Here is a 23,718-nt window from a genome sequence, read left to right as displayed (position 1 = left end):
AAGCCATGACTCGTCTTATCCGTCGTGGAGGCTTTCTGGCTCTGCTGCCGTTTGGATTGCTAGTACTGGCTTCGGCTACGCCCTCTGTGCAGCCGCCTGCGGAACTCACCGCTCGCCATGAGAAAGAGGCGCAGCCGCTCTTAAAGCAATACTGCCTGAGCTGCCACGCGGGGAGTCAGCCCAGTGGAGGCGTCTCACTCGATCCGGCGGATGTATCTGGGATCCATAAAAATGCGGAGAACTGGCGCAAAGGGCTGGTGCGCCTCAAAGACCGAAGTATGCCGCCGCAGGGCTCAGCACGGCTTTCGCAGGTACAGCGCGATGTACTGATTGCCGATCTCACTGTCGTGCTCGATGCCGCGCCGGTGAAGGCGGTGCCGGGGCACACGGTGCTGCGTCGCCTGAGTCGGCTGGAGTACAACAACACCGTCCGCGATTTGTTTGGAGTAGGCATCAAGCCCGCCGACACGTTCCCTGCCGATGGTGGTGGCGGTGGTGGCTTTGACAACAACGCCGACACGCTCTTTCTGCCGCCAGTGCTTCTGGAGCGCTACCTGGTGGCCGCGCAGGACGTTCTGGAGGCGGCGCCTGGGGAGCGATTATTTTTTGTTAAGCCCAGCGCAAAGCTCTCCGCCCGTGCCGCTGCGAAGGTAGTGATTGAACGTCACGCCTCCCGCGCTTTCCGTCGGCCTGTTCTGCCCGAGGAGGCCGTGCGCTTGATGCGCCTCTACGACAGCAAGAGAGTCCATGAGGACGGCGTGAAGGCGGCGCTCAAGGCCGTCCTCATCTCACCGAGTTTTCTGTTTCGGGTCGAGGAAGCGCCGGTGAATGCGGGAAATATCGCGCTCTCGGACTACGAGCTAATTAGCCGTCTTTCGTATTTCTTGTGGTCATCCATGCCTGATGATGCCCTCTTTGCGCTTGCTCGCCAGAAAAAACTGCGCCAGCCCGGCGTGCTCGCGGTGCAGGTGCGACGGATGCTGCTCGATCCCAAATCCCGCAGTTTCTACGATAGCTTCGTGAGTCAGTGGCTCCACACCCGTGACTTGCAAACGGGAGTCGCTGCGCCCGACCGGGGCCGCTTCCCTGAATTCACCACCGAGCTAAAAGAGGCGATCTACCAGGAGCCCGTTCTGTTTTTTGAGAGCCTTTTTCGCGACAACGCGCCTTTAACACTGCTCCTTTCCGCAGACTATACCTTTGTCAACGACAAACTAGCCGCGCACTACGGGATGGAGCCGGTGGTGGGCGGGAGCTTTAAGCGGGTGGCAGTGGACACGGCGCGGCGGGGAGGGATTCTCACGATGGCGGCGCCCCTGACGATCAGTAGCTACCCACAGCGCACGTCGCCGGTGCTGCGGGGCAAGTGGGTTCTCTCCGAGGTCTTAGGGACGCCGCCACCGCCGCCGCCGCCCGTTACTAAAACTCTGCCGCCAAGCGATAGCAAAGAGGGGGGACTGACCTTCAAGCAGCGTCTCGAAAAACACCGGGAACAGCCCGCCTGCGCGGGGTGCCATGCGCGTATTGACCCAATGGGCTTCGGCCTGGAAAACTACGACCCGATTGGCCGCTGGCGCGAGAAAATCAGCGGCGATCCCGTGGAGGCTAGCGCGAAGCTCCTTACGGGCGAGAGCTACAACGGCCCCGCCGAGTTCAAGGCACTGGTGCTCAAGCAGCAGGAGACGTTCCTCAAAAACCTCACGGAGAAGACTCTGGCCTACGCCTTGGGCCGTGGCCTGGAGCCTCATGACCAGCCCGCCGTCAAGAAGATTCTAGCTGCGCTGAAGACCGATGGCTATAAGTCGGAGACACTAATCCGCGAGGTAGTGCTCTCGTTGCCGTTCCTGTTTAAGCAATAAGTACGGCTTTAAGCAATAAATACGGCAAAAGAAAACCCGCCTCCAGAGTTCCCCCGCTGGGCGGGGGCTAGGGGGCGGGGCGTGCGAGACGGGCTCTTACTTGAGCTCGATGGTAGCGCCTTCGGCCTCGAACTGGGCCTTGAGTTTCTCGGCTTCTTCCTTGCTGACGGCGGTCTTGACAGCCTTAGGAGCGGTGTCAGCCACTTCCTTCGCTTCCTTCAGACCAAGGCCGGTGAGATCACGGATGATCTTGATCACCTGGATCTTCTTGTCACCAGGGTGCACAAGAATAACGTCAAACTCGGTCTGCTCTTCCTCGACAGGTGCTGCTGCACCCGTCGAGGGGCCAGAAGCAACCGCGGCGGAGACGCCAAATTCGGTCTGGAGGGCCTTCACGAGGTCGTTTACCTCAAGAATGGTCATGCCCTTCAGCTGCTCAATAAAATCTGCGGTATTGATAGCCATTTTAGTTTCCTTTAAAACGTAAGTTGGGTTAGCCCTATGCTGCCTTCTGCTCCGCAATGGAAGCAAGAGTAGCGGCAAGGCTAGAGAGAGGGGACTGGAAAGCCCCGAGAATCATCGCGTAGAGAGTGTCGCGCGGCGGGATTTTCGCCAGAGCATCAATTTGCTCCGCGTTCTGGAATACCCCGTCGACCACACCGCCCTTAATTTTGAGGGGCGTGTTGCGGTTGCCCGTAATGTAGTCGCTTAGTACCTTGGCGGCAGCCAGGGAGTCTTTTGCGAAGACAACAGCGGTAGGGCCGTTGAGGGCCGCATCCAGGTTAGGATCGGCGGCGATAATACCGTCGGCGGCGCGCTTGAAGAGTGTATTCTTCACGACAGAGAAGTCGCTGCCACTATCGGCTGCGTGCAACTTGGTGCGGATATCACCGACCTGAGGAACGCTCAGGCCACGATACTCAGTCAAGATCACGGCAGAGCTGCCTTTGATCAGGTCGCTGATCTCTCCGACGACACCAGGTTTGGTGCCGAGTTTCTTTTGCGGTTGTGCCATTTAAAGTTTCACCTCCTTACTGATAAAAACACAAAACCCCCGACCGAAGACAGTCGAGGGCGCACGAAGATATTTAAGATGCTGTCATCTTCTCTACCTCGGCGGGCGGATTTCTATGAGAAACCCATTAAACGCGGACGCGTACCGGCTGTCTCGGGTGGAAGTATTGATTTCCAAGGAGGGAGTCTATCATGCTCTCGTCACATGCGCAACGATTTGTTCTCGCCTTCTCGCCTCGGCCTCAGGCCGCAAGGCGTAGAACAGAAGGCGGAGGATCAACTGCCTGGGAGCACATCTCTGGGTTAGCTAGCATCGCCACTTTAAAGGCAGTGAAGACTTCCGCGTTGAAATGCGTGCCTACCTGGCTTTCCATGAATTCCATCGTCTTCTGGTGTGACCAAGCCGCACGGTAAGGGCGATCGGATGTCAGCGCATCGTAGACATCCGCGACCGCGACAATACGCGCCACAAAGGGGATTTTCTCACCGATAAGCTTATCTGGATAGCCCGTTCCATCCCACTTCTCATGATGATGGCGTACGGCCTCGACAACCTCGGGGGGGAAGGGGATGGGCTGGAGGATATCACTACCTAGTGCAGCATGTTCTTTAATTAAATCGAACTCTTCGGGGGTGAGCTTGCCAGGCTTGTTGAGGACAGTATCTGGAATGGCGATTTTACCAATATCATGGAGTGCTGCACCAACCTCAAGCGCTCTCAGCTTATCTTCCGATAGACCAAGCTGCTGACCAATTGCTAGTGACATTGCCACAACCCGACCAATATGTTCCTTTGTGTAGCGATCCTTGGCCTCAATAGCACGCCCCATTGCCTGAACGAGCGAGGAGTAAAGACTCTCTAGTTCTTGGAAACGATTCTCACGCTCCTCATCGCGTTCCCGGTGCAATTGAAGATTATTAAAATAGAAAAAAGGTAGTGGGATTATAGAAAGAAGAAGTGGGATCGCATTATAATGTCCATCTTGTATCTTTATGAATATCCAGGTAGACATTATTACGAAGCATCCCGCAGCTAAATATGTCGGTATTGTCCATATGGTACTATTAACAAGGAATTCAAATGCTTTTCTTCTGTTCCATTTTAGTGATGTTGATATTGCGCCTGTTATAAATAGGGAATTTATAGTATGATGGCATAGTACACTAATTAATATGATTCCAGTAAACGCAATGGATGGTATTATGTTGGATTTACTGTCGTTTTTGAAATTTTCTCCAACTGATAGGTTTAGATAATTTGCTAAGATAAGAAAGTGGCTTGTTATCCAGACTGTTACTATTATCGCAGATATATTAAATAGTTTTTTATAGAATTCTGACTTTATTCTTTTGAAGGTGATGAAGGTTGATGCTCCAACAATAACACCAAAAAATGGGCCATACACGAGTAAAGAGATGATCGTTGTGATGAATCCTAAATTCGTATAGGCGACGCTATGTCCTTTTTTATGGGAAGTCAGAGGGACTCTAAGGCTACCGGAGAACATGCCTATTATTATTAACACCGGAAGAAATTTTATATCTTGTACTGAGAGTGGCTGGCGTAGGTAAGTATCCACGACTGCCCCTAGGGCTAGAAGAGTTATTGCTACGATATAAGCGATTGCTGTTTTTGGCAGACGCTCGGTCATTGTTTCAAAATTATCGGCAGAAAGAGAAGGCTATTTTAGAGTTTGCTCTAAGGATTTTAGGCAACCAAGCGTAGGGGTGGGCTATTGTAATCGTCATCGCTTAACGAAGGGAGGGGATGCATGCGCTCTTGAGCGAGGCGACTCTTGAGCAAGGAGGTGAGCTCTAAAGCCGTCTGGCCATCATCAGGCAGGGAGGCGCTAGCTATCCATGGGTGTAGGCGTAGAAAAAATGGAGCGCCGTCTGTAGCAAGGATACGATAGCCACGGAGGGCTTGACGCAGGTTACGGGTGATCGTCGGTAGATCCACTGCCAGAGTGCCTGGAAGAAAAATCGTAAAAGTGCCCATGCCCTCCGGGGAGATAATATCTGTGGCACGAAGGGTTCCTCTGAGGACGAGCGCAAGCTCATCCTGGGTCTGCGTGGCGCTCTCGGGCCCAATGGCTGTGACTACACCTGCCCAGTCCGCCAGCTCCAGCTGGAGCAAGGTCAGTGGCTGGTTCAGCTCTTGTGCGCGGCGGCACTCAAGCTCCAGGCGGGACTCCTCAAGCTGTGTGGAGCTGTGTAAACGGGAGAGCAGACGCGCCGCTGCCATCACCGTGATGGCATAGAGCTCCTGAGAGGAAGGGAGTGTTTCTGCCGAGGGCTTTTGAAACCATTTCATGCTATTGCTATCATTGGCTGAGAAATCATCAGTGTGTAGGTATAATCTGGCGTGATGTCCCAAGCTAGAGTGCATGCCCGACGTGTCCTGTTGGAAGAAGCGGAGGCTCTGAGTCTGCTTGCCCACCGGCTCGATGAGGAGTTTGATGCGGCGGTCGCACAGTTGGTGGGGCTTTCAGGGCGGGTGGTGGTCTCCGGAATGGGCAAGAGCGGCCATATCGGGCGAAAGATCGCCGCGACCTTGGCCTCTACGGGCACTCCTGCTCTGTTTTTGCACCCAGCGGAGGCGATGCATGGTGATCTGGGGATGGCCGCCCCCGGTGATACCGCGTTGGTACTCTCTAACTCGGGTGAGTCGGATGAGCTGCGGGCACTCCTGCCCGCTCTGAAGCGCCGCGTCTCATGTTTAATTGCGATGACGGGGCGGCGTGAGTCCACGCTGGGGCGTGCCGCCGATCTGATTTTAGATACGAGTGTTCCTAAAGAAGCCTGTCCCATGAACCTGGCACCCACGACGTCCACCACGGCAATGCTCGCTCTGGGGGATGCGCTCGCCGTGGCTGTTATGGAAGCACGTGGCTTCCGCTCCGAAGACTATGCCCGCCTTCATCCCGCGGGCTCGCTGGGGCGACGGCTGCTCTTAAAAGTCTCAGACTTAATGCGGAAAGGCGACGAGCTGGCTGTTGTTTTCGATACCGTGAGTGTTCACGATGCGATGACCGCGATCACACGGGCGCGTGCCGGGTTGGCCTGTGTGGTGGATGTGGCAGGCAAGCTGGTGGGAGTACTCTCAGATGGCGACTCCCGGAGGTTTTTCGTGGCGCTTGGCCCCGAGGCATGGGATCGGCCCGTCACGGAGGCAATGACAAGAAATCCAAGCTTGGTCGAAGGTGACCGGCTCGCGGCTGAGGCGATGGAGAGCTTCGAGAGTGGCCCCGTGCGCTTTGGTGATGTTCCCGTGGTAGATAGCGAGCAGCGCCCGCTTGGAGTGCTGACCCTCAAGGATTTAGTACGTGCGGGAATCATGCCGCCCAGTAGCAGAAATGAATAAGAAAGAGAAAGAGCGAGATGAGTGACGATCTTGAGACACGGCTTTCCCGTATTCGGCTCCTTGTGCTGGATGTGGATGGAACTTTGACCAACGGAGGGATCTACTTTGGGGGGAATGGCGAGGAGCTAAAGCGCTTTCACACACAAGATGGCCTGGGAATGGTTTTGGCGCGTGGGGTGGGGCTACAGACCGCCTGGGTCACCGGGCGCGAGTCTAGCATTGTCTGGCGGCGCTCGCAGGAGCTGGCAACTCCGCGCAACCTGGTTCTTCAGGGAGTGAAAGACAAGATTAAAGCCGTCAATTTTCTGGCAAAAGAGATGGAGATAACGCTCTCGGAAATGGCATTTATGGGTGATGATCTCAATGATCTGGCTGCCATGAGCGAGGTCGGGGTGGCCCTTTGTCCCGCAGATGCTGCCTCGCACATTCAGGGAGCGGCGGACTGGGTCGCTACACGACGCGGCGGCGAAGGGGCTGTCCGTGAGGCAATCGAGCTGATTTTAACCGCGCGCGGTGACTATGAAAAAGCGGTGGCACTCTACCTCGACAAATTGACACCGGGGCAGTAGCCATGGAGGCAAAACGGCAGCGGGGGCGACGGCCGGTGGATGCGCGTGCACGGCGTGCGCTGGTTGTGGCGGCGGTTCAGGAGTTGGGTAGCATGAATCTGCCCTTTACCATGCAGGATGTCGCTGATCGTGCAGGAGTCTCGCGTGCTACGCTCTACCGCGATGCCGCGCTACGCGATCTGGTTGGCTCGCGCGGGGATGGTCCCCAGGTTCGCCCTGCCGATGCCCGGCTTGTGGCTCAGCTTGAGAGCGAGAAAAAGACTCTGGCGAGCGAACGGCGTGCGCTTCGCCGGGAGCTCAACGAGACTAAAAAGCGCGTGGATGAGCTTCTGGGGCGCTGCGCGGCGCTGGAGCGTGAGCGACGCCAGCAGGAAAGCACAACGGATACCCCTAGCACCAGTGAGGCGGAGCGCATCCGGACTCAGGCCTATGCGGATGGCTTTTCGGCAGGAACTCGGGCCGCGATGCAGCGTGGTGCAACACGGCCTGGCACATCGGGAGGGAGTGGACTCTCGGTTGCCGCAGCCCGCCTTCCACGCCCTGCGGTGCTTGCTGCACGTCGTGTTCTGGCACGTGCGCTCCATCCGGATCTCTTTGCTCAGGACCCTGCGACACAGCTCCTTGCAACAGAAATACTCAAGCAATTAAATAGTCTAGCCGATAAATAAGAGCGAAAAGCTTTAATTTATCGAGGAGACTACGTAATAGTGCGTTTTAGCATCACAGAAACTCAGGGAATCGCATGCGTTTTTCTATTGGGAATAGGAATGTTTCGGGGAAATATTGGGCACACAACACCTCCCTTTCCCGTCAAAAGTGTGACGAAGAAGCATGTGTCTAAAACTCCCCCAAGGCGGCCTGCTCCCCCAAGGCGGCGCTGGGACAGCGACTTGAAGGCACATCCGAGCCGAGGGAGCTACCAGCGCCGCCTGTCTGTTTCCGCAACCGCCTACCAGCCCATTGATGACCCCATGGAAGGGGGCCGCTGGACGAAGACGGAGCGGGATGGCCGGGCGGTTCACGGAGTGGCCGTGGATCCCGCCCTGATCCCTTTAGGAACCCGTCTCTGGATTCCTGGTTATGGTCATGCGATTGCCGATGATATTGGAGGAGCGATTAAAGGGCATCGGATTGACCTGAGAATGCAGAGTGCGAGTAACATGAGACAGTGGGGTGTGAGAAATATTCAAGTTTATGTGCTGAATTAAACGACCTCATGACGACGGATACAATCAAGGAAATAGAGAGCCTTCGTGTTCGCTATAGAATAATAAACGCAGTTACCACGGCGATCTGAATTTAAAATGCCCGTATCACGCAATATCTTGAGTTGCTGGCTAACAATGGCTTGCTGTGCACCGTCAGAAGCATTCACTATTTCGGTTACCCGTTGTGGACAATCTGATTTTTCGAGGAAGTCAAGGATACGTAGGCGTAGAGGATGAGATAAAACGCGGATAATAGGCGCGATGCGCTCCAGAGTTGGCATGTCAAGAGTGATTTTTGTCATAGATAGGGTTCGTGGTTTCTAGCGTATTGTTCTTTCAGAACGTAGTACCTGAACTATGACTGCGACTCCTCTCGAAACAGTTCCACGGACAGCCTGTGAAAAAAATCACTGCCTGCTTTAAGGTTTTTCAGGAACATTGTCAGGCGCTCTTTCGCCAGACCAAGATGCTCCGGGCGCATGTCGCGGTGCGCGGCAATATTGCTGATGGCGCGGATTTCACAAACGGGGATTCCCCAGCTCTGTCCCAATTGTGCCAGAGCAGCTCCCTCCATGCTTTCAAAATGGGCCGAGAAAAGCTCGCGCCGGAGTGCGCCTTGCTCCTCGGTGCCTGTACACGTGTGAACCGTGCAACCCCGCCCGCGCCTGGCCGGGAGCCACTCTGGTGCCCATAGAGGCTGGGGCTGACTATAAAAGCCACCAAACTCGCTCTGCTGGATCGGACGGAAGTAGGGCGGCTCGGGAAGTGCGAAGCCGATATCGCCCCAGACCTCGCTCTCCCCGATCACAAGCTCCCCAATCTCCAGACCCGTCTCGCGGTAGGCCCCGGCAATCCCTATCGCGAGGATCAGATCGGCTTCGGGGCGCTGCGAGAGCGCGGCAAAAGTGGCAGGTGCCCCCACTCCCGTGACTTGGAGCGTGATACTCTCTTGCTCCTCACTCTCGTGCACCTCGCCCCAGGCCGAGAGCTCCCAAGCCGTTGCCGCGCAGACGAGCAGACGCATGGCTTAGACGGGCTCGATCCCCACGGGGCCAAACGACGCATTACCGACGGTGGTGAGCAGCCCAATCGCGCCGTGTGCCTGCTCCGCCGGAATATTGCCCTCCAGAAGCTGGACGGAGTCTCCATCCTCCACGGAAGCCGTGATGCGCCCGTCGCTGTGCACGCTCATGACGAGCCGGTAGGGATGGTCGTACTGCCAGGCAATGCTAGCATCGGAGAGAACCACTCTCTGGTCGTCGTGGGTCCACACCAGCCGTGCCGCGCCATCCGGAGAGAGAACCAGGGCCACATGTCGCCTCAGGCCACGCACGGCTGCGACGAGCCCCACCGTGTCGGCAAGGTGTGCCTGCACCTCGGTATGGACACTGTACTCGCTCCACTCGTGGCAGCCTTGGAAGACATAGCCCGTGCCCTCGTTCTGTACGATTCGGAAGGGGAAATCGCCGCCCCGCACCCAGAAGTGATCCGCCGCATTGACCCATGTGTGCTGAGCGGCTTTACCTTGACTGGCTCCCAGCACCGTTTCGGGGATGCCTGACCAGCCCAGCCAGTCCAGGTAGATCGCGCCCTCGCCGCTGTGGCCACCGACTTTAATCCCCACTTCGGCGATGGGGCAGCCGCCCATGTCGGGAAGCTGCCACGTCAGGTTGGCGAACTCGCCGGAGGCTAGCTGTGTCAGCGGCCCTCCGAGCGTCTCTAGCTGGTCATCCTTGCCGTAGTAGCGTACATAGAGCCGAATCAGCGCCAGACGGGCATTGGTGTCATCGGCGACCACACGGGCACGCACGGTCTGTCCTGGGTAGAGACGCGGCGAGGCAATCAGGCTATAGCCCGGCAGGTTCAGGGCATCGGGTGGCGTAAAAGTAGCCGTGGCCGCGCGTGCCGTGCGTCCCTGAGCAACGCCGGTGTAGGAGAGCTTGAGCGCTCGCTCATCTGCCGCCACGCCTGCCCCCTCCGCAAGTGCCCCCAACACGACATTCTCAAGACGGGTCGTTCCTGCCGACTCAGGGGAGTCCTCCGTTATAAAACCCTGGAGACTACCGGGCAGAGCGAAGTGGTACTGCATGCCATTGTTGGGCGCGAGGGGACGTAATCCCTGCATGGCGCGGGCACTGTTTACCAGCTCGTAGGTGACGGTGGCGGCATCGGTAATCGCTCGGCCCCCATCGGCTGTGGGGATATACAGGCGATCCGCGACGGGCGTGCGGAAGTCCGCACCACGGCTGAGACCCGCCAGTCCGTTCTTGATCCCTAGTAAGCAGCCGACATTGCCGCTGTTGCAGTCTGTGTCCCAGCCCGCCGTATTGGCAATCATGAGCGACTTCTGGAAGTCATCGTCGCCATAGAGCAGGGCCAGAAGGATCACGGCGTGGTTGGGCACCAGGTGGCACCCACCGCCGAACGTGTCGTAGCCGTAGGTTTCCTCAATCTTGCGCAGAGTGGCGCGCCAGTTCCGAGGCTCCTCTTCATGCCAGGCACGCATATCGTGGATCAGCTTCCAGATCACCGAGGCACGGGGGATATAGGTGACCGCTTGATCCAGCAGCAGCCCTAGATCGCTCTCGGTAAAGGCCAGCGCTTCCAGGGCGGCGATGACTTGCGCCCCGTAGATTGCCTCGCCGTCGTGGGAGACACTGGCGGCTTTCTGTGCGAGTGCCGCCGCTTTATCGGGATCGCCCGGGCAGAGCATCGCCCAGCCATCAATGAATATCTGTGATCCGATCTGCTCCGCCACCACTTGCCCGTTCATCTCCGCGCTCCCCGAGGCAGGAGGCACCACCCCGTGTTTGAGCCGCAGATAAGCTGTGTGTTCCGTGCTTACCCCCATGCCGCCCCACCAGAGAACGGTGCGGTTCTCAATAAGATAGTTCAGCCAGGTCTTGCCCACTTGCTCAGGCGTAATATCATAGGCGTTGTTATTGTCCGGAAAAGCGCGGGGGAAAGTGAAAGTCCCGGAAATATCGTCATCGGTGACGATCAGCGGCTTCCCGAGCTTATCGTGGACGTAGTACCAGACCTCACCCAGCTCTTTTTCGATCCGGGCATTGGTCCAGCCTTCAAAGGGACGTCCCAGATAGACGCCAATGATCTTACCAAGCACGCCTGCATAAACGCGCTCCTCATAGTCGGTGGGCAAAGAAGACATGGACGCATTTTACCCTAATTTAGCACTCTGGCTCCCGAGGGCGATAGAGTAGATGATGCCTGAAGAAAACTCCGACGAGGATGCCGATGCCGATGATTTTGATCTCGACCTTGACATTGACATTGATGACGAACCTGAGACGTTTGAGCGCTTCCACGATAGCCGTGTGAAGGCTCGCACGACTAAAAAGCAAGCGAAGGCCGCGTCCACGCTGGCGCAAGAGGATGAGAATGTGCTTCTTACAACGACCTACAAGCCCAGTCGCCACGAAGCGGTCTGGCTGTATTCGTCGTTGCGGCCGTTCTTCGATGAGCAGAAGCTCATTGACGATGTCCTTTTTCAGGTGAAAGGCGGCAAAGAGGCCACGGTGTACTGCTGCCATGTTGCCCCCGATGCCCAGAGAGCCCTGGGAGCGGAGCGGGTGGCTGCGAAAGTGTACCGTCCGCGCCAGTTCCGCAACCTGCGCAACGATGCGATGTACCGGCAGGGCCGCGCTGTGCTCACCGATGAAGGCCGAGCCGCCAAGGCTACCGACCAGCGCCTGATGCGCGCACTGGGTAAGAAGACCGAGTTTGGGATGCAGGTGCAGCACTCTAGCTGGCTTCTGTACGAGTACACCACACTCCAAGCGCTCTTCGCGGCGGGCTGCGCCGTTCCGGAGCCCTACGCCGTGGGGGAGAACGCGATCTTGATGGGCTACAAAGGCGAGGAGACCCGCGCCGCCTCCACCCTGATCGAGCTGATCTTACCCAAGCCCGAGGCACAGCGTGTCTTTGCCCAAGTAAAAGAGAGCCTGGCAATTCTTGTGGGGTTGGGTATGGTGCACGGCGATCTCTCCGCCTACAATATCCTCTACGATGGCGAGCGGGCTACAATTATTGATCTGCCCCAGGTGGTGCGCTTCGACCAGAACGAGCACGCCGAAGAGATCTTCCTGCGCGATCTCACCCGCCTCTGCGACTACTTCAAGCGGGCGGGGGTTGTGTGCGACCCGGTGACACTGGCGCGGGAACTGCGCGAAACAGCCCCTTAGCCCCAAATATTGGGGGATCTATTTTGGTTTACGTGGCTGGAGGGCAGCGAAGCACTCGCGCAGAAAGGCCAGCAGACCACCCAGAAGGGCACCATGGAGTGTGGAGATTATCACCGCGAGTCCTAGACCACTGCCAGGGCCGACAGTGACCAGGTTGTAGAGCAAGTCCAGAAAAAAGAAGGCGATCCCCCCGTAGATTGCCGCACGTCTCGGAGACCATTTCTGAAGAAAGACAAAGGCCCCGATAGGCAAGCACGCATTAATCACGAGCGGAGACTGCGCTGCGGGAGGAACCGGCAGCCGCAAGAAGGCACACATTATCTCCAGTAGCCACGGGCTCAGAAAGACTGCAATGCTCATTCCCGCCGCTACCCGTGCCGCCTTGCGGCGACCGGAAGCGGCACAGAAGCCCAGGATCGCGCCGAGCAGTGCATAGAGCAGCCAGGCATTCTGCTGCCCAATCACCATGTCCGGGTTCTGGAAACGCGCCAGAGTTGTCATGGCGGCCGCTCCCAGAGTCCCGCTGGCCACACCCGCCAGCCAGGAGATCGCGGACTGAGCGGTATTTTCTTGTGGGGGAGCCGGAGCGGTGGTGATCGTCTCTTCCTCTAAAATTGCTTGGCGCTGCATATACCGAAATTATCGCACAAATCACGCCACTGCAAGAGATTAATCTTGTTTTTCAAGCTCTAGCATTATTGGCGGTGGCAGAGGCAGGGAGGCTTGGTACAATGGGCGAATGCCACGCAAGGCCAAGAAGAGTGTAGATATCGCCCCGCTGGGGCTGGATTTATTAGAGGATGTCCTCCTGAGAGAGGACGAAGCGTTTCTGGAGGAGCTAGAAGCGGACTGGGAAGGGGAGCCGGTACCCGGTGTCTTGCCCCTGATTCCTATCCGGGACAGTGTCTATTTTCCGGGGATGATCTTTCCGCTTACCCTGGGGCGCGAGTGCTCCGTGCGTGCGGTGGAGGTTGCGCAGGAGGGCAGGCCACGGATGGTGGCACTCATCACCCAGCGTGATCTTCAAGTGGAAGACCCACGCCCGGGAGATCTCTACGACATTGGGATTGCAGCGGAGGTGATGCAGTTCACGCGTATCCCTGATGGAATGCTGCGCGTGCTTCTGGAGGCGGGGCCGCGTATTCGGGTGCGGCGCTTCCTACAGACTGATCCTTACCTGCGGATCGAGGTTGAGTCGCTTCCTCTGCCACCGGAGCCTCCGACGCCACAGGTCGAGGCACTTGCCCGAACGGTGACAGTGCAGTTTGAGCGGCTGGTCACCGATGCCAAGGGGATTCCCCCCGAGGCGCTGGTCAATGTGCTCTCCGTGGACGAGCCTGGGCGACTGGCGGATACGATCATTCCCTATCTGGCGTTGCGGGTAGAGCAGAAACAGAAGCTCCTAGAAACTCTCTCCGTCGTCGAGCGCCTGGAGAAGCTGGCTGCTGTACTTCACGAAGAGAGCGCGATTCTGGAGATTCAGAAAGACATCCGCTCCCGCGTCGAGAAAGAGATGGGCGATCACCAGCGCGAGTTCTTCCTGCGCGAGCAGCTCAAGGCGATTCAGTCCGAGCTGGGCGAGGCCGATGACCGCGCTAGTGAGCTCTCCGAGTATCGGGAGAAGATCCAGTCCGCGAAGATGCCGGAGGAGATTGAGGCGCGTGCCTTTAAGGAACTGGATCGCTTCGAGAAGACCCCGCTGGTCAGCCCTGAGGCGGGGGTTCTGCGCAACTATTTGGATCTGCTGGTCTCGATGCCCTGGAGCACCCTCACCGAGGATCGCCTGGATATTACAGAGGCGGAGCGTATTCTCGATGAGGATCACTACGGCTTGCCGAAAGTCAAGGAACGGATTTTGGAGTTTCTGGCAGTGCGTAAGCTGGCGGGCGACAAGCTCAAGGCACCGATTCTTTGTTTCGTCGGGCCACCGGGTGTCGGCAAGACCAGCCTGGGCCGCTCGGTGGCGCGGGCACTGGGGCGCAAATTCGCACGCCTCTCCCTGGGGGGAGTGCGTGATGAGGCCGAGATTCGTGGGCACCGTCGGACCTATGTCGGAGCGATGCCAGGCCGTATTTTACAGGCCATTCGGCAGGCGGGTAGCCGCAATCCCGTGATCGTGCTGGATGAAATTGATAAGCTGGGCAATGACTTTCGCGGCGATCCCAGCTCCGCGCTTCTGGAGGCGCTTGACCCGGAGCAGAACAAAGAGTTCTCGGATCACTACCTTGAAGTGCCTTTTGATCTCTCGCAGGCGCTTTTTATCGCCACCGCAAACTTGCTCGACACGATCCCTCCGGCGCTACGTGACCGGCTGGAGGTTATTTATTTTTCGGGCTACATCGAGAGCGAGAAGCGCGCGATTGCACAAAACCATCTCCTGCCCCGGCAGCGCGAGAGCCATGGGCTGAGCGAGGAGAACTTCACGCTCTCTCCTGAGGGACTGGTGCACTTGATTCGCGAGTACACGCGTGAGGCGGGCGTCCGCAACCTCCACCGGGAGATCGGCTCGCTCTGCCGGAAGGCGGCGCGTAAGATCGCGGGCGATGAGAGCACGGTGGTGGCGGTGGATGTGCCGACACTGGAGGCGCTCCTGGGCAAGCCGCGCTACGACTGGGGCAAGATGGAAGACGCCGATGAGGTGGGGGCGGCGACGGGCCTGGTCTATACAGAGGCCGGGGGCGACACGATCACCATTGAGGTACTTCCCACACGCGGCGAGGGCAAGCTGACCCTCACAGGCCAGCTAGGGGAGGTGATGCGGGAGTCGGCACAGACAGCATGGACTTTTGTGCGCTCGCGCCTGACAACTCTAGGAATTGCTGAGGATGCGGATAAGGGCAAAGATATTCACATTCACGTTCCTGCGGGGGCGGTTCCTAAAGATGGCCCCTCGGCGGGTGTCACTATGGTCGTGGCGCTGGCCTCGGCGATCTCTGGTCGGCCTGTGCGCTGCGACGTGGCAATGACCGGTGAGATCACGCTGCGAGGGAAGGTACTCCCGGTTGGGGGAATCAAGGAGAAAGTGCTCGCCGCACACCGTTCTGGGATTCGCATCGTGCTCCTGCCCGCCGAGAACGAGAAAGACCTGGACGATCTTCCGGAGGATGTGCGAGCGGAGCTGAGCTTTGTCTTTCTGCGCCACGCCGACGATGCCTTGAAAGCTTCTTTGCGGTAGCTTTCTACTCCACCCGAAACCCATACCCCAGCCCCCGCCGGGTCTCTAGGAGCGCGGCGGTCTCGGGGGGGAGCTTAGCGCGTAGCCTGCGGATATGGATGTCCACGGTGCGCTCACCGCCCTCATAGTCCACGCCCCAGACCATCGCTAGAATCTGCTCACGGGGGTAGCGTCGCCCCCTATGGGTGAGCAAAAAGCGTAGAAGCTGAAACTCGCGCGGCGTGAGAGCCAGCGGCTTACCCTCCGCCGTGGAGACCTTCCCCGCTCCCAGACTCAGTCGAATTCCGCCGAAGTGAAGCATGTCGCCCGCCTCGACGGAGCGCTTGCGGAAAAAGAGCAGGGCGACCCTAGCTTTAACTTCCTCAGGTTCGTAGGGGGGCAGCAAAAAATCATCCACAAAGGCGCGCAGCTCTGGAGAGGCCAGGTGTCGGCGCGTGAGCAGGGCCAGCAGGGGCGGGATCGGGACGCCTTCTCCCCAGATCGCCAGCAGCCGGCTCCGGGCGCTCCGGAGCAAAAATAAGTCACTGCTATCCGAGAGATCGGCCACAATCAGATGCGGCGGCACTCCATTAAATGCCCCGATCCACTCCCCTTCATCGGCGTCAAAGGGCAGGGGGCAGACATGCAGACTCGCCGCCATCAGCGCGTGCGTCACTTGCAGCGGCGGACGCTCAGGAGCGTCACGGGTTAAAATAAGAACGTTTTGCAACTCTGAGAGCTGTTGTATCGCCCTATCTGTAGGGGATGCAACTATTCTCAAATAGAAAAACCCCCTCTCGCGCCCGCGAAGCGGGAAAACGGCGAGAGGGGGTGGCGAGGGACGAGCCGGGGGAGTGCCCCGGGGGAGTGCCCCCGGGGGAGTGCTTTGTTTCTACCCCGCGACCCGGCTGGAGAGTGAGGCAGCGTTCTCGTCGAACTCGGGCTGCTTGATCGGGAGGGTGAAGTAGGCTGTGGTGCCCTTGCCGAGGCCATCGGAGTGCGCCCACATCTCGCCATTATGGATGTCCACAAAGGACTTCACTAGAAACGCTCCGATTCCCGTACCGTTGATAGAGCGCGTATCACGGTTGTCGGCGCGGGCGAACTTCTGGCCAAACTTCTGCAAGAACTCTGGGGTCATGCCCAGGCCATGATCCGAGATCGCGAACTGAAGGGTGTCTTCGTCCTTCTTGCTCACGTGCAGGTGCACCGCCCCCCCATCGGGGGAGTATTTCAGCGAGTTACCCACGAGGTTATGAAGGATCTGCTCAAACTTGTCGCCGTCGGCTTCGATGATCTCTGGGACATCACTGTCAATACTGAAGCCCAGAGTATGGTTTTCTTTTTTGTAGGTGGAGCCATTGTCAATCATGATGGCCTTCTTGACGAGCTCGTGGAGCGGTACTTCCTCAAAGTTGGGCATCATGGAGGCACCGGCCTCGATGCGGCTCACATTGAGTAAGTCGTCAATTAAGCGCTTCAGACGGTCGCATTCTTTGTCCACAATGCCGTAGAACTCAAGGCGGTCCGCGTGCTGGAACATCGTGCCGTCTTCGTCCATGAGGAGTGTGGAAATAAAGCCCTTGATCGAGGTCATCGGGGTGCGCAGCTCGTGAGAGACAGTGGAGACGAAGGCGGTCTTGAGCTTGTCAATATTCTTCAGCTCCGTGATGTCACTGAAGATGGCAGCAGTGCCGACCATGTCGCCGTTCTCGTTGCGCACGACCGTGGACTGGATCTGGAAGGTGCGGGTTATCTCGTCGGCACCCGTGATGGTGACTTCCTCCTGGACATTGGTGTCCAGCTCCTCGGAGACCGCTTTACCAAGCACCTCGCGGACGGTATCATCTTTGACAAGCTGGTCGTAGGTACGTACGCCGAGCACCTCCCCCGCCTCCAGCCCGAAGATTTTGCGCGCCGACGAGTTCATCTGAAGCACGCGCCCGTTGCGCCCAATCATGACCAACCCTGCCGTCAGAGCATCGGTCATCTCGTGGAGCTGCTCTTTTTCATTCGAGAGGCGGCGGAAAATTGAGGCGGTATTGATCACGGCAGCGGCGTTGCGCGACATGCGATCCAGAAGCTGCACATCCTCGTCAATGAAGATCCCGCCGAACTTTTTGTTGAAGACCCAGATCACCCCAATGGTCTTGCGGTCTACAACGGCGTTCGTCTCCTCGTCGCGTTTCTCCACGATGAGAGGAACCGAAATTCCGTTGCGAACCCCAAAACGGGCGAAGGCTTTGCTGTCCTCACGTGTATCGGTCTCGGTATCGTAGAGAATGACGGACTTGCTGGAGGCGTAGCACACACCGGAGGCACCCTCGCTCTCACCGATACGAAAGTCCTCTAGTTGCCCCTCCTCAAAACCCAGCGCGGGCTGACCGGCATAGAGCTCGTGAGTCTCCGGATCGTGGATCATGAAGAGGCACTTACCGCCCTGCACGATCATTGCGATTCGGGTCATCAGGCGCTTGAGGGTCTCCTCCAGCTCGGAGAGCTCGGCAGTAGGCTGGGCATTTTCACTGGCGGTCTGAACCTTCTGGTTGAGGTCTCTGATCGATTTCTCAAGCTGAGTGACCGCTTGAGTTTTCTGATTGAGCTCCGACTCCAGACTGGAAATACGTGCCTTAAGGGACTCGACGCTGTCGTCCAAGTTCATCGAGGGGAGGGTCCTTTCTTGTTAACAAGAATCTACCAAATAACTAGGAAATGCTACGGCGCGGCAGAGCTGCCGCGCCGGAAACTCAGTATACAGCAATCTCCCCCATACAGTCAACGCATGAGGGAGGAAGTGGAGAAACTGACAGGTTAAGATTTCTAGCGAATCTGATTGATGATCGAGAACATCGGTCCCATGATCGAGATCACAATAAAGCCGACAATCACTCCTAGAAAGATGATCAGGATCGGCTCAATAAGACTGGTAAGGGCCTTGACAGTCGCATCCACCTCTTGCTCATAGAACTCGGCAACTTTTACGAGCATCTCCGACATACGACCCGTTTCCTCACCAATATCAATCATGTGAGTGACCATCGGCGGGAAGAGCCCAGACTTGACCAGTGGTGGGGAGAGGCGACTGCCTTCGCGTAGCGCTGCCTTTGTCTCCATGATGGCACGGGTCAGCACTTCGTTGCCCGCCGTCTCGGAGACGATCTCAATAGCACGCATCATGGGCACGCCCGAGTTCAGCAGAGTTCCGAAAGTACGACAAAAGCGCGCCACGGAGAGCTTGAGCACGATCTCCCCCATGATCGGAACCTTGAGCTTAAGAAAATCAAGCTTGTAGCGACCAGCATCACTCTTGCCATATTGTTTGACACCTATCGCGGTGAATAGAGGGCCAAAAACAAACACATACCAGTTGTGCACCATGAAATCCGACATGTTAAACAGTGCTTCGGTCATGGGTGGCATTTTAGCCCCCATATCGCTAAACATCTGCTTGAAAGTCGGAAGAATAAACATAAACATTGCCGCGAGGATAATCATGGCAAAGACCAGGACGATAACGGGGTAGGTAAGCGCCGACTTGACCTTCTGGCGGATCTCTTGCTCTTTCTCCAAAAACTGAGCCAGACGGTCCAGGATCGTATCGAGGATACCTCCTAGTTCCGCCGCACGGATCATGTTGATGTAGAGCTTAGAAAAACAGTTGGGGTATTTTGTGAGCGAATCCCCTAGAGAGATGCCGGTCTGAACGTCGCGCTTAATCGCCGTCAGGGCCTGCTTCAGGGGCGGGTCCTTGGTCTGCTGCTCCAGAATATCGAGGCACTTCAGAACGGCAAGACCAGCATCTATCATCGTGGCGAACTGCCTAGAGAAGACCACCAGCGACTGGAGCTTGGGAGCCCCCATGGCCTTTTGGGAGCCGCCAGAGAACAGGCTACTGGTTTTTTGCTCGCTAATGCCCAGGATATGGAGGCGCTGCTCGTGGAGGCGGCTGAGAACCGCTCCCTCGGATTCGGCCTCCATTCGGCCTTTTACCGTGTTGCCGGAGGAGTCAATGACATCGTAAACAAAGGTTGGCATGGAAGTTTAGCTTCCTCCCTTTAGGTGACGTAAGAAGCTATCACGGTCGTTCGAGCGAGAGAGTGCTTCCTCCATCGTGACCATTCCAGAGCGGTGTAACTCGGCCAGCACTTTGTCCATTTGTTGCATACCAATCTGGCCACCGGTCTCAATGGAGCTCAGTAGCTGGTGGCTCTTACCTTCACGAATCAGATTGCGGACGGCGGAGGTGGCCACCATGATCTCAATGGCCGCCACACGCCCCCCTCCCACCATGGGGAGAAGCTGCTGGGCGACGACTGCCTGCAGAGAACCCGCGAACTGAACACGGATCTGATCTTGTTGATCGGAGGGGAAGACATCAATAATACGGTCCACGGTAGCCGGGGCGCTTCTCGTGTGGAGTGTTCCGAAGACAAGGTGACCTGTCTCCGCCAGGGTGAGTGCTGCCGCAATCGTCTTTTTGTCGCGAAGCTCACCGACTAGAATCACATCAGGGTCTTCGCGGAGGGCGGCGCGAATCGCATTGGCAAAGGTTTGCGAGTCGTGGCCTATCTCGCGCTGATTAACCATCGCTACTTTATGACTGTGGATGTACTCAATAGGGTCTTCCATGGTCAGGATGTGTACCGGACGCTCGGCGTTGATCACATCAATCATGGATGCAATTGTGGTGGACTTGCCCGAGCCCGTTGGCCCCGTCACCAGAATCACCCCCGAGTGTTTTTTGGTCAGCTCCTTAAGAATAGGAGGCATGCGCAGGGAGTCGAGCGAGGGAATCTTGGCGGGAATGGCACGCATCGCGCAGCCCACCGAGCCGCGCTGACGGTACACATTGAAGCGGAAGCGCCCCACGCCATGCACTCCATAGGAGAAGTCCAGCTCTTTCGTACGCTCGTAGCGCTCGATCTGATCCGAGAGCAAAATATCGTAGACCAGCCGCTGTGCTTCGCGTGGGGTGACCACTTCCCAGGGGGTAGGAATGAGCTTGCCATCCACACGAACCATCGGGGGAAGGTTGACCGTTAAGTGGATATCCGATGCCTTCATCTGCTGGCTATAGCGCAGGATGTCATCAAGATGGGTATCTCCAAGCGGTGTCACACTGGGGGCGGAGCGTACTTCTTCGAAGCTATCATTTCCCAGAGGGCTCTGGTTGGACATGCCTGGTGGCATGAGCAGGGCACCATCCTCAAGAAGTCCACGAAGCATCTGTGTGCTATCCAGTGCGGGTGGAGCAGAGGGTGCCGCAGTCCGGCTCCCTCCTCCTTGAGACAGGGGTGCAAGATCATCGTCAGGCAGGAGTGAGTTCATGCTCTCCATTTTCGGACGATCCTCTTAAACTCTTCAGGGCGGAGTGGGGACGAAAAAAAAGTAGAAAAAACTTGTGTGAGTGCCAAATATTAAGTGGGCAAACTATGGCTTTTTTCTCTGATAATATCGGAATCGTCCCCGAACCGACGGTGCAGCGCTGGCTGCAAGAGTATGTACGCCGTCGTGGGGCGGGGGATGGGCGCTCCTCTAGCGACTTACCACTGCCTCTTCTCAAGGAGAATATTGCTTGTGCACACAGCTCCCTGGTAGAGTCCGTCGCACGTAAGTTCTTGGGAACCGGTGAGCCCCTGGAAGATCTGGCTCAAGAAGGCTATGTCGGGCTTCTCTCTGCGCTTGAGTACTACGACCCTAGCAAGGGCGTGCGTTTTTCCACCTACGCGACCCATTTTATTAGTGGCGCAATCCGTCACTTTCTCCGGGATCGAAGCCGAATGATCCGCGAGCCCGCCTGGCTTCAGGAGATGGCTGGAAAGATGGAGCGGGCCATCGAGGGGCTGACAGCCCAACTGGAACATGAGCCAACCTCAGGGGAAATTGCCGCCGCACTCGCGATCCCTGTGGAAACAGTTGAGGAGATTCTTGCCTCGCGGAGTACTTCCCGGGTTATCTCCTATGATGTGAGCAGCGGCGATGAGAGTGCGGAAGACCTGCTGGAGCGCTTCAATCTTGGCGATAAAGCATCCCTGTCCGCACTGGTAGAGAACCGTGTGGTGCTTCATGAGAGCATGCAGCGTCTTCGCCCTTTTGAGCAGCAGGTAATCTACGAGTTCTACTTCCGTAACCTCAACCAGACGGAGATTGCCACAAAGCTGGGGGTCTCCTGTAACTACATTTCAGTGATGCTGCGCAAGTCTGTGGAGCGCCTGGGCAAGATGATGGGGGAGGCCGAGGCCTACGACCGGCACCGTCGCCCCGAAGCCTCCGTGGTAGACACACTCACAGGCCTCTATACGCTGGATCACTTCCGGGCACGCCTTGACGAGGGGATCTCACGGGCCGTGCGGGCAGGGATGCCCATCTCTCTGATACAGTTTCATATCCTGGGAATCCCCTCCAGTGGGCGGGCACGGGACGAAGCTTTGGAGCAGTGTGGGAGCCAACTGCGCTGCTCGATCCGTCGCCTGGACATGGCGGGGCGGGGCGGGGGCGATAGTCTGCTGGCAATTCTAGCTGGGACGGGCCCCCAGGTAGAGCTGGCAGCCCAGCGCTTGATCCGCGTTTTGGAGAGTGCGAGCGCTCACGTACGCTTGCCTCTGCGTGTCGTGGCGGGAACTGCCTGGCACCCGGAGCAGGGCCGAACGGCGGATGAACTCTTCCGCGAGGCGCAGCGCTCCGTGGACAAAGCCCTGGAACAGCAGCCCCAAAGTCTTCAAAAAGCAGCGTAGCCTCCGGGTACAATGCCCGTGCTATGCCAAAAATTCCACAGGTGCTTGCTGGGCTCGTGGTGCTCGCCGCTGCGGGAGGCGGTGTCTCCTACTGGCGCGCTCTCCCTCCCAAAGTTGACGTTGTTCTTCCCCAAGCCAAGATCGTAACCGAGAGCATTGCGGCCTCGGGGCGCTTGCGGGGTGAGCTTGAGACCAGTGTGGGCGCGCGGGTGAGTGGGCGAGTGGCGAGTGTTGCCGTGCGCGAGGGCGATAAAGTTCGCTCCGGCCAGATCCTTGCCCGACTCGATGACGAAGTCTTGCGCTCACAGCTCTCCCAGACCCAGGATGCGGTTCTGACGGCACGTGCCGCACTCGGACAGGCACAGGACGCCATTCGTACGGCGCAGTCGCAGGTTGCTGTGGCCTCTCGAAACCCTCTTCCCTCTGATATAACGCGCCTCAAGGCCGATACCAACCAGGCAGTCGCGGTGGCTGAGGCGCGGCTTGCAGTGGCCAGACAGAAGCTTATTTTCGCCCAGCGGCGGCTGGCGGAGCTCCGAAAAGGCCCACGCGACGAAGAAATAGACGCCACTGAAGCGCAGGTACGTCAGGCGGAGGCCAGCCTCGCACAGGCCGATCGGGATAGAAATCGTCAGGCCCAGCTCGCCAAAGAGGGAGCCGTGTCCCAGGCCGCTGCCGACCAGGCGGAGACTGGGTTCTGGGTGGCGAAGCGCACGCTGGAGAACGCCCAGGCACGGCTACGGCAGCTTAAAGCGGGCACACGCCCCGAGCAACTCGAACAGGCCGAGGCCGATACGAAAGCGGCGGAGTCCGAGATCCGTGCCAGCGAAGCCACTGTGACCGGGGCAAGAGCCTCCGGCAAAGCACAGCTCACCTCGCTGCTAGCAAGCCCGCGCGCGGAAGACATCACCGTGACCCAAAACCGGGTGCGTGAAGCTACCCGTGCCCGAGAGGTCGCCCAGGCCCGGCTTGCCGAGGCGGAGCGTGCGCAGGAAGTCGCAAAGCAGCGGCTTGCCGATGTGATTGTCACGGCTCCGTTCGAGGGCACGGTCACCCAGATCGTCACCGAGGCGGGCGGTGTCACCGGCCCCAACGCGGCGCTGGTGCGGCTGGTGCGAACCTCCGTGCCGGAGATCCGCATTGATCTGGATGAGGTGAACCTGGGCAAGCTCCAGACGGGCCAGGAAGCCGTTGTCACCAGTGATGCCTACCCCGGCCAGACCTTCCGCGCCAAAGTCCGTGAGCTCGGAGCGCAGGTAGACACCGAGCGTGGCACGGTGGAGGTGCGCCTGACACCCGTAAACCCACCCGCTTGGCTGCGGCCCGGCCAGACTCTCTCCGTTAATATTAAGCTCGGCGAACCGATGTCGCGTCTGGTGATTCCGCTCACGAGTGTCACCACCATTGGCGGCATCTCGACGGTATTGATCGTGGAGGGCGACGAGGTCAAAAAGAAAGTGATTACAGCGGGGCCACCCGGCCCCGATGGGATTCCCGTGCTCGCGGGCCTGGAGGCGACCACGCAGGTACTCCTCAATCCTGTGGGGCACAAGCCAGGCGACAAGCTCGAACCGGTCATCGTCAAGCCCTCACCCGGCCCCGGGAAGTAGGCGC

Annotated in this window: 21 protein-coding genes and 1 other annotated feature; of the genes, 9 read left to right on the top strand and 12 right to left on the bottom strand. The window is 58.0% G+C overall.

Annotated features, from left to right (window positions below; genetic code table 11):
• Nucleotides 1-5: 5 nt before the first annotated feature.
• Entirely contained in the window at nucleotides 6-1,859 is a 1,854-nt protein-coding gene (locus ACH2ED_RS09015) for a DUF1592 domain-containing protein (protein ID WP_395090357.1), read from the top strand.
• A 96-nt stretch (nucleotides 1,860-1,955) separates the two neighbouring features.
• On the opposite strand, the gene rplL is transcribed toward ACH2ED_RS09015, so the two are convergent.
• The 4 genes from rplL to ACH2ED_RS08995 all read right to left on the bottom strand — a co-directional run bounded on the left by rplL (nucleotide 1,956) and on the right by ACH2ED_RS08995 (nucleotide 5,187).
• The gene (gene rplL / locus ACH2ED_RS09010) at nucleotides 1,956-2,324 is read right to left on the bottom strand and encodes a 50S ribosomal protein L7/L12 (RefSeq protein WP_395090355.1); all 369 of its coding nucleotides are present in this window, start codon (nucleotides 2,322-2,324) and stop codon (nucleotides 1,956-1,958) included.
• A 34-nt stretch (nucleotides 2,325-2,358) separates the two neighbouring features.
• Complete coding sequence (rplJ, locus tag ACH2ED_RS09005; RefSeq protein ID WP_395090354.1) at nucleotides 2,359-2,874, bottom strand: 50S ribosomal protein L10; 516 nt, start codon at nucleotides 2,872-2,874, stop codon at nucleotides 2,359-2,361.
• 21 nt (nucleotides 2,875-2,895) lie between these two features.
• Nucleotides 2,896-3,050 (bottom strand) — a sequence feature (ribosomal protein L10 leader region).
• Between the two features lie 65 nt (nucleotides 3,051-3,115).
• Nucleotides 3,116-4,525: an HD-GYP domain-containing protein gene (locus tag ACH2ED_RS09000; RefSeq protein WP_395090352.1), complete on the bottom strand. Its 1,410-nt coding sequence runs from the start codon at nucleotides 4,523-4,525 to the stop codon at nucleotides 3,116-3,118.
• A gap of 56 nt (nucleotides 4,526-4,581) precedes the next feature.
• A complete protein-coding gene (locus tag ACH2ED_RS08995; RefSeq protein ID WP_395090350.1) occupies nucleotides 4,582-5,187 on the bottom strand; it encodes a hypothetical protein in 606 nt (201 codons plus the stop codon).
• A 54-nt stretch (nucleotides 5,188-5,241) separates the two neighbouring features.
• On the opposite strand from ACH2ED_RS08995, the gene ACH2ED_RS08990 reads away from it, so the two are divergent.
• The 4 genes from ACH2ED_RS08990 (at nucleotide 5,242) to ACH2ED_RS08975 (ending at nucleotide 8,014) form a co-directional block, all read left to right on the top strand.
• Nucleotides 5,242-6,237 carry a KpsF/GutQ family sugar-phosphate isomerase gene (locus ACH2ED_RS08990; RefSeq protein ID WP_395090348.1) on the top strand — a complete coding sequence of 332 codons (996 nt, stop codon included), beginning with the start codon at nucleotides 5,242-5,244 and terminating at the stop codon, nucleotides 6,235-6,237.
• A 17-nt stretch (nucleotides 6,238-6,254) separates the two neighbouring features.
• On the top strand, nucleotides 6,255-6,806 hold the full coding sequence (locus ACH2ED_RS08985; RefSeq protein ID WP_395090346.1) for a KdsC family phosphatase: 552 nt from the start codon (nucleotides 6,255-6,257) through the stop codon (nucleotides 6,804-6,806).
• Between the two features lie 2 nt (nucleotides 6,807-6,808).
• Complete coding sequence (locus tag ACH2ED_RS08980) at nucleotides 6,809-7,474, top strand: hypothetical protein (protein ID WP_395090344.1); 666 nt, start codon at nucleotides 6,809-6,811, stop codon at nucleotides 7,472-7,474.
• 165 nt (nucleotides 7,475-7,639) lie between these two features.
• Nucleotides 7,640-8,014: a 3D domain-containing protein gene (locus tag ACH2ED_RS08975; protein ID WP_395090342.1), complete on the top strand. Its 375-nt coding sequence runs from the start codon at nucleotides 7,640-7,642 to the stop codon at nucleotides 8,012-8,014.
• On the opposite strand, the gene ACH2ED_RS08970 is transcribed toward ACH2ED_RS08975, so the two are convergent.
• The 3 genes from ACH2ED_RS08970 to ACH2ED_RS08960 form a co-directional block, all read right to left on the bottom strand.
• Nucleotides 8,011-8,295: an ArsR/SmtB family transcription factor gene (locus tag ACH2ED_RS08970; RefSeq protein ID WP_395090340.1), complete on the bottom strand. Its 285-nt coding sequence runs from the start codon at nucleotides 8,293-8,295 to the stop codon at nucleotides 8,011-8,013. The two genes, ACH2ED_RS08975 and ACH2ED_RS08970, sit on opposite strands and share 4 nt — an antisense overlap.
• Nucleotides 8,296-8,369: 74 nt before the next feature.
• Entirely contained in the window at nucleotides 8,370-9,038 is a 669-nt protein-coding gene (locus ACH2ED_RS08965; RefSeq protein WP_395090338.1) for a hypothetical protein, read from the bottom strand.
• A gap of 3 nt (nucleotides 9,039-9,041) precedes the next feature.
• Nucleotides 9,042-11,183, bottom strand: a complete 2,142-nt coding sequence (locus ACH2ED_RS08960; protein ID WP_395090336.1) for an ADP-ribosylglycohydrolase family protein — start codon at nucleotides 11,181-11,183, stop codon at nucleotides 9,042-9,044.
• Nucleotides 11,184-11,235: 52 nt separating this feature from the next.
• Here ACH2ED_RS08960 and ACH2ED_RS08955 point away from each other — a divergent pair, with 52 nt between their 5' ends.
• Complete coding sequence (locus ACH2ED_RS08955; protein WP_395090334.1) at nucleotides 11,236-12,216, top strand: RIO1 family regulatory kinase/ATPase; 981 nt, start codon at nucleotides 11,236-11,238, stop codon at nucleotides 12,214-12,216.
• A gap of 18 nt (nucleotides 12,217-12,234) precedes the next feature.
• Here the strand turns inward: ACH2ED_RS08955 and ACH2ED_RS08950 are convergent, their stop codons facing one another.
• The gene (locus tag ACH2ED_RS08950; RefSeq protein WP_395090332.1) at nucleotides 12,235-12,846 is read right to left on the bottom strand and encodes a hypothetical protein; all 612 of its coding nucleotides are present in this window, start codon (nucleotides 12,844-12,846) and stop codon (nucleotides 12,235-12,237) included.
• 109 nt (nucleotides 12,847-12,955) lie between these two features.
• Between ACH2ED_RS08950 and lon the strand changes: the two genes are divergently transcribed.
• Complete coding sequence (lon, locus tag ACH2ED_RS08945) at nucleotides 12,956-15,391, top strand: endopeptidase La (protein ID WP_395090330.1); 2,436 nt, start codon at nucleotides 12,956-12,958, stop codon at nucleotides 15,389-15,391.
• 4 nt (nucleotides 15,392-15,395) lie between these two features.
• Here the strand turns inward: lon and ACH2ED_RS08940 are convergent, their stop codons facing one another.
• From ACH2ED_RS08940 to ACH2ED_RS08925, 4 genes are all read right to left on the bottom strand, one after another.
• Nucleotides 15,396-16,100 (bottom strand): winged helix-turn-helix domain-containing protein, encoded by a 705-nt coding sequence (locus tag ACH2ED_RS08940; RefSeq protein ID WP_395090328.1) that lies wholly within the window; start codon nucleotides 16,098-16,100, stop codon nucleotides 15,396-15,398.
• A 162-nt stretch (nucleotides 16,101-16,262) separates the two neighbouring features.
• Nucleotides 16,263-18,032 carry an ATP-binding protein gene (locus ACH2ED_RS08935; protein ID WP_395090327.1) on the bottom strand — a complete coding sequence of 590 codons (1,770 nt, stop codon included), beginning with the start codon at nucleotides 18,030-18,032 and terminating at the stop codon, nucleotides 16,263-16,265.
• Nucleotides 18,033-18,190: 158 nt separating this feature from the next.
• Nucleotides 18,191-19,405 carry a type II secretion system F family protein gene (locus ACH2ED_RS08930; protein WP_395090325.1) on the bottom strand — a complete coding sequence of 405 codons (1,215 nt, stop codon included), beginning with the start codon at nucleotides 19,403-19,405 and terminating at the stop codon, nucleotides 18,191-18,193.
• Nucleotides 19,406-19,411: 6 nt separating this feature from the next.
• Nucleotides 19,412-20,698, bottom strand: a complete 1,287-nt coding sequence (locus ACH2ED_RS08925) for a type IV pilus twitching motility protein PilT (RefSeq protein WP_395090323.1) — start codon at nucleotides 20,696-20,698, stop codon at nucleotides 19,412-19,414.
• Between the two features lie 104 nt (nucleotides 20,699-20,802).
• Between ACH2ED_RS08925 and ACH2ED_RS08920 the strand changes: the two genes are divergently transcribed.
• Both ACH2ED_RS08920 and ACH2ED_RS08915 read left to right on the top strand, forming a co-directional pair.
• Nucleotides 20,803-22,104, top strand: a complete 1,302-nt coding sequence (locus ACH2ED_RS08920) for a sigma-70 family RNA polymerase sigma factor (RefSeq protein WP_395090321.1) — start codon at nucleotides 20,803-20,805, stop codon at nucleotides 22,102-22,104.
• Nucleotides 22,105-22,127: 23 nt separating this feature from the next.
• Nucleotides 22,128-23,714, top strand: coding sequence for an efflux RND transporter periplasmic adaptor subunit (locus ACH2ED_RS08915; protein ID WP_395090319.1), 1,587 nt, complete (start codon nucleotides 22,128-22,130; stop codon nucleotides 23,712-23,714).
• The last annotated feature ends 4 nt before the right edge of the window (nucleotides 23,715-23,718 follow it).

The sequence above is a fragment of the Armatimonas sp. genome (genome assembly GCF_043757465.1).
In the GTDB taxonomy this organism is placed as follows: domain Bacteria; phylum Armatimonadota; class Armatimonadia; order Armatimonadales; family Armatimonadaceae; genus Armatimonas.
Note: the sequence above shows the minus strand (reverse complement) of the source record. Positions and strands in the feature narration are given on the sequence as shown.

Bases quoted from the DNA above. Each gene is read 5' to 3' on its own strand.
- ACH2ED_RS09015 (WP_395090357.1), top strand. From the start codon at position 6: ATGACTCGTCTTATCCGTCGTGGAGGCTTTCTGGCTCTGCTGCCGTTT.
- rplL (WP_395090355.1), bottom strand. From the start codon at position 2,324: ATGGCTATCAATACCGCAGATTTTATTGAGCAGCTGAAGGGCATGACC.
- rplJ (WP_395090354.1), bottom strand. From the start codon at position 2,874: ATGGCACAACCGCAAAAGAAACTCGGCACCAAACCTGGTGTCGTCGGA.
- ACH2ED_RS09000 (WP_395090352.1), bottom strand. From the start codon at position 4,525: ATGACCGAGCGTCTGCCAAAAACAGCAATCGCTTATATCGTAGCAATA.
- ACH2ED_RS08995 (WP_395090350.1), bottom strand. From the start codon at position 5,187: ATGAAATGGTTTCAAAAGCCCTCGGCAGAAACACTCCCTTCCTCTCAG.
- ACH2ED_RS08990 (WP_395090348.1), top strand. From the start codon at position 5,242: ATGTCCCAAGCTAGAGTGCATGCCCGACGTGTCCTGTTGGAAGAAGCG.
- ACH2ED_RS08985 (WP_395090346.1), top strand. From the start codon at position 6,255: ATGAGTGACGATCTTGAGACACGGCTTTCCCGTATTCGGCTCCTTGTG.
- ACH2ED_RS08980 (WP_395090344.1), top strand. From the start codon at position 6,809: ATGGAGGCAAAACGGCAGCGGGGGCGACGGCCGGTGGATGCGCGTGCA.
- ACH2ED_RS08970 (WP_395090340.1), bottom strand. From the start codon at position 8,295: ATGCCAACTCTGGAGCGCATCGCGCCTATTATCCGCGTTTTATCTCAT.
- ACH2ED_RS08965 (WP_395090338.1), bottom strand. From the start codon at position 9,038: ATGCGTCTGCTCGTCTGCGCGGCAACGGCTTGGGAGCTCTCGGCCTGG.
- ACH2ED_RS08960 (WP_395090336.1), bottom strand. From the start codon at position 11,183: ATGTCTTCTTTGCCCACCGACTATGAGGAGCGCGTTTATGCAGGCGTG.
- ACH2ED_RS08955 (WP_395090334.1), top strand. From the start codon at position 11,236: ATGATGCCTGAAGAAAACTCCGACGAGGATGCCGATGCCGATGATTTT.
- ACH2ED_RS08950 (WP_395090332.1), bottom strand. From the start codon at position 12,846: ATGCAGCGCCAAGCAATTTTAGAGGAAGAGACGATCACCACCGCTCCG.
- lon (WP_395090330.1), top strand. From the start codon at position 12,956: ATGCCACGCAAGGCCAAGAAGAGTGTAGATATCGCCCCGCTGGGGCTG.
- ACH2ED_RS08935 (WP_395090327.1), bottom strand. From the start codon at position 18,032: ATGAACTTGGACGACAGCGTCGAGTCCCTTAAGGCACGTATTTCCAGT.
- ACH2ED_RS08930 (WP_395090325.1), bottom strand. From the start codon at position 19,405: ATGCCAACCTTTGTTTACGATGTCATTGACTCCTCCGGCAACACGGTA.
- ACH2ED_RS08925 (WP_395090323.1), bottom strand. From the start codon at position 20,698: ATGAACTCACTCCTGCCTGACGATGATCTTGCACCCCTGTCTCAAGGA.
- ACH2ED_RS08920 (WP_395090321.1), top strand. From the start codon at position 20,803: ATGGCTTTTTTCTCTGATAATATCGGAATCGTCCCCGAACCGACGGTG.
- ACH2ED_RS08915 (WP_395090319.1), top strand. From the start codon at position 22,128: ATGCCAAAAATTCCACAGGTGCTTGCTGGGCTCGTGGTGCTCGCCGCT.